This is a genomic window from Clostridium budayi, from assembly GCF_055396605.1.
The window spans coordinates 817,391-829,025 of record NZ_AP042456.1; the positions used below are offsets into that span (position 1 = coordinate 817,391).

An 11,635-nucleotide genomic window follows, 5' to 3' on the forward strand; every position below is an offset into this window, starting at 1 on the left:
AAGAAAGAGATGGATTTTATGATAAGATTAGAAAACTTGCAATTTTCATATAAAGATAAGGTGGCGCTTAAAGATATAAATATTAAAATAAATGAAGGTGAATCTGTAGCATTAATTGGACCTAATGGATGTGGCAAATCTACATTATTAAAAATTTTAAATGGAATTTTAATAGCTAAAAAAGGTAAATATATATTCAATGGAGATGAGATTACAGAGAAGAAATTAAATGATAGTAAATTCTCAAAAAAATTTCACAAAAAAATTGGATTTATATTTCAAAATTCCAATGCACAACTTTTCTGTTCAACTGTATATGATGAAATTGCCTTTGGTCCAAGACAAATGGGGGCTAGTGAAGAGGCAGTAAGAAGTAGGGTTATGGATTGCTTAGAGCTATTAGATATAGAAGATATTAAAGATAGGGAGCCATATAATTTAAGTGGAGGAGAAAAGAAAAGGGTTGCAATTGCAAGTGTACTTTCATTAAATCCTGAAGTTCTTGTATTAGATGAACCATTAAATGAGATAGATCCTAAAGGTAAGAGATTTTTAAGAGAACTACTTATAAAACTTAATGAAAGTGGAAAAACAATAATATGTTCTACTCACGAATTTGGATATATAAAAGGAATTTTTAAAAGAGGAATAGTTTTCTCCGAAAATCATGAAGTTATAAGAGATGATGATTTTACAAAAATACTTGATGATGTAGAATTTTTAGAAGAAAATAATATATTATAGTTTGTTAGGAATATAAGTAATCTAAATAGAATACTATATAGTAATACAAATAACCTCATCTTATATTAGGAGATGAGGTTTTATTAATATCAATCTAAATTTTATATTACATAATTAAAATAAGAAAGAGAATGAAAATAGAAGAATAGTAAGGATAAATTAATCTAAAAGCACAATATATAATGATAATCATTTTCAATTAAAGAAGTTTTGTGGTATTATAAGGCCATAGAAATACTTTATATAGGAGGTTTACTATGGAAAAGATGAGAGGCCCAAGATTTAAAATGTGCAGAAGGCTTGGCTTGAATGTAATAGGTCATCCTAAAGCAATGGATCGTGCAGTAAAGGGCAGTAGTAGAGCTGATAAAAAGTTATCAGAATATGGAATAAGATTATTAGAAAAGCAAAGGTTAAGAGCATATTATGGAGTGCTTGAAAAGCAGTTTTGTAGATATGTAGAAAAAGCTTTTAAGTCAAAAGAGCTTCCAGGCGAAGCTTTAATTCAAATGTTAGAATCAAGATTAGATAATATGGTTTATAGAATGGGATTTGCTCCATCAATAAGAGCAGCAAGACAAATGGTTAACCATGGACACTTTTTAGTTAATGGAAAGAAGGTTAATATACCATCATACCAATTATCAGTTGGAGATGAAGTAGTTCTTAGAGAAAAATCAAGAAATACTAATATTTTCAAAGAAACATTTGAAAACAATAGTCTAAATGTATTACCGTATATACATAAAGATATAGAGAGTTTTAAAGCAACCTTTAGCAGAAGACCATTAAGAGAAGAAATTCCAATAGTTATTAATGATAACTTAATTGTTGAGTTTTACTCTAAGTAAAATATTATAAATAGTAAATAAAATAAAGTATATCTTGCCAAAAGATTAAAGGCTATATTAATGTGCAGATTAATATAGCCTTTATTTTTATGTATATAAACTTTAAATATTTAATAAAAGAACTGTAACAATTAATAATGTGTATAGGAATTTCTTATAAAATGTCGAAAATGCATGGTATAATATTTTTAAAATAGATAAAATTTACAATATATATTAAATAGATTAGGGGTAAGAAAATGTTCAAAGAAATTTTATTTGGAATTTCATCTGTAAAGGGGCCAGAATTTATAAAAGAGTTTACTACAGATAATAAGCAATTAGAAGATTTAAAAGAATTAAGTGATAAGGTTAAAAATAATGATAAGAAGAAGTATATTGATAAAGATATAGCTATTTTAAAGTATGGAATAGATGGAGAAAAGAATACAGACTATGAACTTAAAAATTCTTTTATACCAATGTTAATTCTTCATGATATAAGATTAGAATCAGAAGATTATGTAGCTCAGATGGATTATATAATAATAACCAAGTATTTTATTATGATATTAGAAACAAAGAAATTAAGCGGAGACATTTCTATAAATGAATCAGGAGAATTTATAAGAAGTTTTAAAAGTAAATATGGAAAAGTATATAAGAGAGAGGGGATATATAGTCCTGTAACGCAAAATGAAAGACATATAAGAATATTAAAAAAAATACTTAAAGATAATAATGTGTGCAAGAATATTCCTATATATTCATGTATAGTAATGGCTAATCCTAAAAGTATTATAAATAAAAGTAGGGCACCTAAAGATATAAAAGAGCAAATAGTAAAATATGATCAATTAGCTAAGTTTATAAAAGATAAAATAGATTGTGAAAAAAAGAAGAACGATGGAATAGTATTTGATAAGAAAATGTATTCTATTGCAGAGTATCTAAAGACAAATAATAAAGAAGCTAATTTTGATTATATAAAGAAATATTCACTTACAGAAGAAGACTTTAAAGAGCACAATAACAATGAATGTTTAATAGAGAAAGAAATAGATGAGGATATAGAAAAGCTCAAAGAAATAGATAATAAGATCATAAATGATATGATTTATGAAAAAGATTCAAATGAAAATTTTAAGCATGAAGATATAGATAATATTAGAAAACAATTAAAGAAATTTAGACTAGAAATTTCAAAAATTAATAGAATTCCACCTTACTATGTTTTTAATGATGCTACTTTAGAAGAGATACTAGAAAAAATGCCTAAATGCAATGAAGATTTAATTAAGATAAGAGGATTTGGAAAGGTTAAAGTAGAAAAGTATGGCGAAAATATAATAGAAATAGTAAATAGTTAAGCTTAGAAATAGTTTATTAGTATGTATATTCTAGTAAACTATTTTTTTATAAATGAATAAAAATATCAATTTGTAAAGATTCATTATAGTTTCAGTTAAACTTAATTCAAAGATGTTTTTTTATAAAATTATCTTGATATAATATGAGTATAAAAAATATTAAAAATAATAAATTTTTAATTTAGGAGGGTTTTTTTATGAGCAAAAAAAATATTGAAGAATTAAAAGAAGAAATAAAAAATAAGGCTGAAGTAGATCTTAATGTTGTTGATGAAAATAGCAAAAAATATAGAGAAGATCAAAAAGAAGCAGATGTTCTTGGAAAGAAAATAAATCAAGAATTAGATAGAGAAATAAAAGAAGAAGCTTCAATGGAAAAAGAATTTGCAAAAGAATTAGAAGCAGATATGAAATCAAGAAAATAATTATATGCTTTGCATAATATTTTTAAAAGAAAAGTTGAAAGTATTATAGAAAGTATAAGAACTATTAGGATAATCCTAGTAGTTCTTTTTCTTTTAACTTTAAAAAATATATTTTAAATAAGGTTGACTATTAAAATATATTAAAATAGAATATATTTGCGAACGAAAAATATTTTTTTTGGCATTATATTTGCGCACGCAATAATATTAATTATTATAATAAATTATTTGAATTTGAAGAAAATAAAATGTAGGGAGGATAACATATGATAAAAGAAAATAGTAAATCAGAACAAAAATATAATATTTGGCTTATGCTAATTGCAACTTGTTTATTTACATTTATGTCCACTTTAGATGGAAGTATTGTCAATATAGCAATGCCAGTAATATCACAAGATCTATCAATAAATATGAATCAAGCAGAATGGATTGTTTCTTTATATATAGTTGTAATATGTATGCTTTTAATATTCTTCGGAAAAATAAGTGATACAAAAGGAAAAATTAAAGTTTTTAGAATTGGAACAGTTATATTTGTAATAGGATCAATTTTATGTGGTATAAGCAATAGTTTAACTTTTCTTTTAATATCAAGAGCAGTGCAAGCAATTGGTGCTAGTATGACTATGGCAACTAACTATGGAATAATCACAGAGTATTTTCCAAGAGAGATGAGAGGAAAAGGACTTGGAATCCTAGGTAGTTTTGTATCCTTAGGAAGTATTGCAGGACCAGGAATTGGTGGGCTTATAATAGAAAATTATTCATGGCAGTATATATTCTTAATAAACATACCAATTGGAATTTTAGCTATACTTTTAGGGTATTTTGCATTTCCAAAAGAATTTAAAGAAAATATCAAGACTAGAATTGACTATAAAGGATTTATTTTATTCAATATTAGTATAGTTTCATTATTTATGGCTATATTTATAGGACAACAAATTGGGTTTACTAGACTCACAGTTATAATACTATTTGTAATATTTATAGTTTCATTAATTTTATTTATAATAACTGAAAATAGAGTTGATGATCCATTAATTGATATGAAATTATTTAATAATTTCTCATTTTCATTAGGATTATTTTGTGCACTTTTAGTATTTTCATCTAATCTTTTCTTTAATGTTTTAATGCCATTTTATCTTCAAAAAACATTAGGCTTTTCATCACTTACATCAGGATTTATATTGATGTCTGTACCAATTGCAATGATGATTGTTGCGCCTATTAGTGGAAGCCTTTCAGATAGAATGGGATCAGAAATTTTAACATTTATAGGATTAGTAATAGTTACAATAACACAGTTTTTATTTATATTTATGGATCAAAGCACTTCAGTTCCATATTTAGTTTCAATAACAACAATGACAGGAGTTGGGGTAGCACTTTTCCAATCACCTAATAATTCAATTATAATGTCATCTGTAAAGCCAAATAAACTTGGAATAGCAGGAAGTTTAAATTCACTTGCAAGAAATTTAGGTATGATTATTGGTATATCATTATCAACTACAATACTATATATTGCAATGAGCCATAAAGCTGGATTTAAAGTTATAACTTATATAGACAATATGCCTATGTTATTTATATATGGTATGCATGTAGCTTTTGCAGTTTCATTTATATTATGTCTTATTGCTTGTATAATTTCAGCATATAGATTATTTAGAAAATAATAGATTTTATTAAATAAATGTCTTATTATTAAAGTTAAGTAAAGGCTAATAATGGGGGCGTAAATAATGAATGAATTAATTAAATGGATTTCAATAGCTGATAGACATAGTAAAATTTATTTAGATAAAAAGTTAAAAGAAATAGATTTAAATAGTAGTCAGCACTTTTATATAATAAAAATTTTTGAAAATCCCGGAATAACACAAGATAAGTTAATGGATAGTATTCATTTAAATCCAAGTAATATAACAAGAGCTTTATGTCAGTTAGAGAAGCTTAAGTTTATAGAAAGAGTGCCTAAGAAAGAGGATAAAAGAACTTATCATCTATATCTTACAGATAAAGGGAAAAAGGTTTATCCTTTAGTTAACAAAACTATAGATAATTGGTGCAAAGAAATTCTTAGTGATTTTTCAGAGGAAGAATCAAAATGTTTATTAAAATTAATAAAGAAAGTTGCAAATAATTCACTAATTGCAACTGAACTATAAAAACAATAATATTAAATGAAAAAATAGCTATGCATAATATGTATAGCTATTTCTCGTTTAATTATATTTTATAAAGCAATGGGATTTATTAAAGATGATACTAAATATGATAAATCAGAGGAATCTGTATTTATGACAAAGAATATGAAATTTTTAGGCAATTGAATTAATTCGAAAAATATGTATAATATTATTGCAAAATAAAAATTTATCCTTTATGTGAAAATCAATGTAATTTTTATGGAATAATAAGTAAAATAATATGTATATATCTTTTAATTATATTAAAATTATTGTTACATTTATAAGTCACCATTAAGGAGTATTATATAAGTAAGAACTGATTCGACTTTATCTAGTATATATAATATATGGTTTTATGAAGTTTTCTCAATACTACAATAGTAAATACTAATGCACTGATTTTTAACTGCTTTAGGTAAAGTTTAGGAATAGTTTTACAATAAGATTTTGCAATAGGGGAGCAGAATCTTATTTTTTTATGAGAAGAAAGAGTGAAGGAAGATAAGACGGTTGGGTAGATTAAACAATGCACTAACGATGTTGCTTTTACTAAGAAGCAAACAGAAGATGAGTAGGAAAGAACTAGCAGAAAGACTTGAAGTAGACATAAGACAAGTGAGTAGGTATAAAGATGACCTGTGTGCTGCAGGTATATGGATTGAAGAAGAACGTGGAAGATATGGTGGATATATTCTTAAAAGTCCTTCAATATGTTTTGATATTGGACTTAATAAAGATGAGATAAACGCATTAGAGCTTACTGTAAAATTCGTTCAAAATGGTACTTTCCCTTTTAAAAGGGATTTTAGTACAGCGGCAATTAAAATATTATCAAAATATAATAATGTTAACTTCTGGCATGAAAATACATCAGCCCAATATAGAAGAATAAGTAAAGATAATGATGAGATTAAAGAAAAATGGATTAAAATTAATGAATGTATAACTAATAAGAAAAAAATAAAAATAGATTATACAAATCTTAGAGGTGAAAGAAAAAAAAGAACTGTGCATCCATATGCCCTGTATGTTTATGAAGGTGCAAATTATATGGTTGCGTATTGTGAATATAAGAAATCAATAAGAAATTTTAAATTAGTTAGAATTAGTAATATTATAGAAACTAATGATTTGTTTAAGAAAAATGGATTCAATATGAAAAAATATCTTGGAAATAGACTTGGAATATATAGTGATAATAAGAAATTTAAAGTTAAGCTTAAAGTTTATTATCCTTATGCAAGATGTTTTAAAGAACATAAATGGGTATATGAAGAATCAATAATAGATAGTCATAAAGATGGATACTTAATTTATGAAGGATATATTGCAGGTAAAATTGATATTGTTAAATGGATAATGGAAATGGGGAGCTCAGTAGAAGTATTAGAACCAAAGGAAATAAAAGAAGCTGTAGTTAGTGAATTAAAAAATACATTAAAATATTATTCTTAATACCTAAATTAATACATGTTGAATAATAATTCCAATTTTTTAATTATCAATAAACAAACAATTAAATATATATATAAGTACTTTTATTAATTTTCTAAAGGTGTATTATATGAATCAAGGAATAAATTATTTTAGAATTTGGGAGGTACTTATAATGAAAAGATTTATGTGTACAGTATGTGGTTATGTTTATGAAGGAGAAGAAGCACCAGAAAAATGTCCAGTATGTGGAGCTCCAAAAGATAAATTTGTAGAACAAGCTGGAGAAATGGCTTGGGCTGATGAACATAGAGTTGGAGTTGCTAAAGGTGTTGATTCAAGAATAATTGAAGGATTACAAGCTAACTTTACAGGAGAATGTACAGAAGTTGGTATGTATTTAGCAATGTCAAGACAAGCAGATAGAGAAGGATATCCAGAAGTTGCTGAAATGTATAAGAGAGCTGCTTTTGAAGAAGCAGAACATGCTTCAAAATTTGCTGAACTTTTAGGTGAAGTATTAGAAGCAGATACTAAGAAAAACTTAGAAGCTAGAGTTGCTGCTGAATTTGGAGCTTGCCAAGGAAAGAAAGAATTAGCTACTTTAGCTAAACAATTAAACTTAGATGCAATTCATGACACAGTACATGAAATGTGTAAAGATGAAGCTAGACATGGAAGAGCTTTCAAAGGATTATTAGATAGATACTTTGCATAAGAATTTTAAAAAAGCCTTGCAGAAGTTATTTCTGTAAGGCTTTTTTTATATAAAATTAATAACTTTATGATAGCATAGATTATATACTAAATTAAGGAGGAATGATATGAGCTGTATTGGAAATATTATTTGGATTATTTTGGGCGGACTTGTTAATTCTTTAGTATGGCTATTTTGGGGAGTATTATGGTGCTTAACAATAATAGGAATACCTGTAGGATTACAATGTTTTAAGATGGCAAAACTTCAATTAGCCCCATTTGGAAAAGAAGTAGTTAGCACAAATGAAAGTGGAACTAATTTTATTTTGAATATATTATGGATAATCTTTGGGGGATTTTCTCTTTGTATTGCAAATTTAATTAGTGCAGTATTACTTTGTATATCAATAATAGGAATACCATTTGCTATACAAAGTCTAAAAATTGCAAAGCTTTCACTTATGCCTTTTGGTAAGGAAGTAATATAACTAAATTAAACCTAATGAAAGGTCGTTTTATAACGGCTTTTTTATATACAATAAAAATATATATTTTATTAATATGGTTTAATAAAGTTAAAAATATTATAAAAATTATGAAAAATAATAAAGAGATTATTATTTTTTCACAAGAAATTTCTAGCAATTTTTTAAATTAAAGTATATAATACATTAAAAGATAAATTTTACAAGTTCGTATACATATAATGAAAATTAGAGATAATTTTCTAAAATAGATAAAAAATTTTTTAAAAAAGGGTTTACAACGGATAATTATTATTATATAATAATAAATGCAAAGAGGAACAAACAAAAAATAAAAATTAGATTTAAAACAAAATTTAAATATAAATAAAATGTGTGTTGAAAATTAGGAGGAAATTAATTATGAAAAAATTTGTATGTCAAGTATGTGGATATGTATATGAAGGAGAAACTGCACCAGAAAAATGTCCAGTATGTGGAGTAGGTGCTGATAAATTTGTAGAACAAGTTGGAGAAATGGCTTGGGCTGACGAACATAGAATCGGAGTAGCTAAAGATGTAGATCCAAGAATCATAGAAGGATTACAAGCAAACTTCATGGGAGAATGTACAGAAGTTGGAATGTATCTTGCAATGTCAAGACAAGCTGATAGAGAAGGATTCCCAGAAGTTGCAGAAGCTTATAAGAGAATAGCATTTGAAGAAGCAGAACACGCTGCAAAATTTGCAGAACTTTTAGGAGAAGTTGTAGATGCTGATACAAAAGTAAACTTACAAAAGAGAGTAGACGCTGAATATGGAGCTTGCCAAGGAAAGAAAGATTTAGCAACTTTAGCTAAACAATTAAACTTAGATGCAATCCATGATACAGTACATGAAATGTGTAAAGATGAAGCTAGACACGGAAAAGCTTTCAAAGGATTATTAGACAGATACTTTGCTTAATAATAAATAAAAGAAACTCCCAGAGATAGATGGGAGTTTCTTTTTTTTGTAAAAATATAGTTTAAAATTACTTACAAATAACAAAATATTGGTATAATTATGTAAAAGGGGGAGTGACTATGTTATATGTGTATATAATTATAGGAATTATATTAATTATTGCCAGTTATATTTATGAGTATTTTAGAAAGATTAACAAAATAAAGAAGGATATTTTAAATTCTTATGGTAAGAAAGTAGATATAAAGAAGAATAAGACAGATATTAATTATGCTGCAAACTATTTTAAAAATACTAAGGATAATAAAAAATTTTATATAGATGATATTACTTGGAATGATCTTAGCATGGATAAGTTTTTCTTATCTATAAACAATACTAGAACATCAATTGGGGATGAGTTCTTGTATTCAATTTTTAGAAATATATCTTTTAATGTAGATAAACTTAAATGTAGAGATGATTTAATTGAATATTTTAGACAAAATTCTAAAGAGAGATTTGATATTCAATTTATATTAGGTAGACTTGGGAAAAAGGAAAATGCTAATTTATCTTTTTACTTTAAAAATCCTATGGAAGTTCCTAAAAATAGAATTATTTTATATAGAACACTTCAATTATTACCTTTAATACTACTAATTTTAATAGTATTCTATCCACCTACATTTTTCTTGCTTATTATATCGTTAGGTTTTAATATGTGGTTACAAGGAAGACTTAAAAAATATAATGGATATAGAGTAGATGATTATATGTATATGATTGGAATGGCAAATGCAGCTAGAAAAATATATTCACTTAATTTAAAAGAAGTTAATTCTAAATTTCCTAATATAAAAGAAAATCTAAGAAATGTAAAAAATATCAAAAATAAATTTATTAATACTACTCCAGCAGCAGCTAATGGAGAGATAGGTATATATTCTGAATATATGAAAATGTTTTTCCTTAAGGATGTAATAAAGTATGAAAAAATATGTAGAACTGTTATGGAAAATACAAAGGATTTTGAAGAAATATATAAGTTTGTAGGTATGATAGATTCAATGATTGCAATATCTTCATATAGGGATTCTATAAAGAATTATTGTAAACCAGTATTTACTGAAAGCAAAAATTTAAGTTTTACTGAAATATATCATCCATTCATTGAGGAGCCTGTAACAAATGATGGAGTTATAGATAAATCTATACTTATTACAGGTTCTAATGCTTCAGGTAAATCAACATTTTTAAAAACAATAGCATTAAATGCAATAACAGCTCAAAGTATATATACTGTTTTTGCAAAAGAATATAATAGTAATTTTTTTAGGGTATATAGTTCTATGGCACTTAATGATAGTATATTTAAAAAAGAGAGTTATTATATGGTAGAAATTAAATCATTAAAAAGAATAATTGATGCTATTAATTATGATGTTCCGCTTCTTTGTTTTGTTGATGAAATATTAAGAGGAACAAACACGATTGAAAGAATTGCAGCATCTTCTGAGGTTTTAAAATATTTTTCAGCTAGTAATAATTGCATATGTATTGCAGCTACTCATGATATTGAACTTACTCATATTTTAGAAGGACATTTTGATAATTATCATTTCCAAGAAGAAATTAAAAATAATGATATAAAATTTGATTATAAATTCTATAAAGGAAGAGCAACAACTAGGAATGCAATAAAAATTTTAGAATTAATAGGGTATGATAAAAATATAGTAAAAAGTGCTGAGAAGTCAGCTGAAAACTTTATGAAAAATAGTATTTGGAGAAAAATATAAAAATATTTAAAAAAATTCTGAAAAATTTTTTAAAAAGCTTGCTTAATAATAGAAAAGCTGTTATACTAAATATTGTAGTGATACAAAATAATAAATTTTAAAAATTAATTAAAGATAATTAGATTATAACTTTCTCCTTTTAGAGAATTTATAAATTGATTTAAGTCTTTAACAGGAGGAATTAGTATGGATAAAACAATAGTATGTAAAGATTGCAGTAAGGAGTTCATCTTCTCAGAAGGAGAACAAGCATTCTACAAAGAAAAAGGATTCGATAATGAACCAGTAAGATGCCCAGACTGCAGAAGAGCTAGAAAGCAACAAAGAAACAACAGATAGTTTCTTTAGATAAAAGGTTGTAGTTTATGCTACAACTTTTTTATTATATTAAAGCATAGAATAAAAAGCTTGCTTAATAGTATAATAACTGCTACAATTAATATTGTAGCAATAAAAAAATAAATTAATTAAAGATAATTAGATTATAACTTTCTCCTTTTAGAGAATTTATAAATTTTAATGAAGTCTTTAAACAGGAGGAATTAGAATGGATAAAACAATAGTATGTAAAGATTGCGGTAAGGAATTCATATTCACTGAAGGAGAACAAGCATTCTACAAAGAAAAAGGATTTGATAACGATCCAGTAAGATGCCCAGACTGCAGAAGAGCTAGAAAGCAACAAAGAAACAACAGATAGTTTCTTTATAAATTCCAC

The 11,635-nt window shown here is 25.6% G+C and carries 13 protein-coding genes; all 13 read left to right on the top strand.

What is annotated here, in order from left to right; translation table 11 throughout:
* Positions 1-18: 18 nt before the first annotated feature.
* The 13 genes from ACZ5TJ_RS03745 to ACZ5TJ_RS03805 all read left to right on the top strand — a co-directional run bounded on the left by ACZ5TJ_RS03745 (position 19) and on the right by ACZ5TJ_RS03805 (position 11,617).
* On the top strand, positions 19-744 hold the full coding sequence (locus tag ACZ5TJ_RS03745) for an energy-coupling factor ABC transporter ATP-binding protein (RefSeq protein ID WP_464201404.1): 726 nt from the start codon (positions 19-21) through the stop codon (positions 742-744).
* Between the two features lie 257 nt (positions 745-1,001).
* Entirely contained in the window at positions 1,002-1,595 is a 594-nt protein-coding gene (rpsD, locus tag ACZ5TJ_RS03750) for a 30S ribosomal protein S4 (protein ID WP_464201406.1), read from the top strand.
* Positions 1,596-1,834: 239 nt separating this feature from the next.
* Positions 1,835-2,944: an HRDC domain-containing protein gene (locus tag ACZ5TJ_RS03755; RefSeq protein ID WP_464201407.1), complete on the top strand. Its 1,110-nt coding sequence runs from the start codon at positions 1,835-1,837 to the stop codon at positions 2,942-2,944.
* 197 nt (positions 2,945-3,141) lie between these two features.
* Positions 3,142-3,369, top strand: a complete 228-nt coding sequence (locus ACZ5TJ_RS03760) for a hypothetical protein (protein ID WP_464201408.1) — start codon at positions 3,142-3,144, stop codon at positions 3,367-3,369.
* A gap of 266 nt (positions 3,370-3,635) precedes the next feature.
* Positions 3,636-5,057, top strand: a complete 1,422-nt coding sequence (locus ACZ5TJ_RS03765; RefSeq protein WP_464201410.1) for an MFS transporter — start codon at positions 3,636-3,638, stop codon at positions 5,055-5,057.
* A 66-nt stretch (positions 5,058-5,123) separates the two neighbouring features.
* Positions 5,124-5,549 carry a MarR family winged helix-turn-helix transcriptional regulator gene (locus ACZ5TJ_RS03770; RefSeq protein WP_464201412.1) on the top strand — a complete coding sequence of 142 codons (426 nt, stop codon included), beginning with the start codon at positions 5,124-5,126 and terminating at the stop codon, positions 5,547-5,549.
* Between the two features lie 591 nt (positions 5,550-6,140).
* Entirely contained in the window at positions 6,141-7,028 is an 888-nt protein-coding gene (locus tag ACZ5TJ_RS03775; RefSeq protein WP_464201414.1) for a helix-turn-helix transcriptional regulator, read from the top strand.
* Between the two features lie 154 nt (positions 7,029-7,182).
* Complete coding sequence (locus tag ACZ5TJ_RS03780) at positions 7,183-7,725, top strand: NADH peroxidase (RefSeq protein ID WP_045724680.1); 543 nt, start codon at positions 7,183-7,185, stop codon at positions 7,723-7,725.
* Positions 7,726-7,831: 106 nt separating this feature from the next.
* Complete coding sequence (locus ACZ5TJ_RS03785; protein WP_464201417.1) at positions 7,832-8,194, top strand: YccF domain-containing protein; 363 nt, start codon at positions 7,832-7,834, stop codon at positions 8,192-8,194.
* Between the two features lie 399 nt (positions 8,195-8,593).
* Positions 8,594-9,136, top strand: coding sequence for an NADH peroxidase (locus ACZ5TJ_RS03790; RefSeq protein WP_079286033.1), 543 nt, complete (start codon positions 8,594-8,596; stop codon positions 9,134-9,136).
* A gap of 119 nt (positions 9,137-9,255) precedes the next feature.
* A complete protein-coding gene (locus ACZ5TJ_RS03795) occupies positions 9,256-10,917 on the top strand; it encodes a MutS-related protein (protein ID WP_464201421.1) in 1,662 nt (553 codons plus the stop codon).
* 186 nt (positions 10,918-11,103) lie between these two features.
* Positions 11,104-11,256, top strand: coding sequence for a zinc-ribbon domain-containing protein (locus ACZ5TJ_RS03800; RefSeq protein ID WP_039311273.1), 153 nt, complete (start codon positions 11,104-11,106; stop codon positions 11,254-11,256).
* 208 nt (positions 11,257-11,464) lie between these two features.
* Entirely contained in the window at positions 11,465-11,617 is a 153-nt protein-coding gene (locus ACZ5TJ_RS03805) for a zinc-ribbon domain-containing protein (RefSeq protein ID WP_039311271.1), read from the top strand.
* The last annotated feature ends 18 nt before the right edge of the window (positions 11,618-11,635 follow it).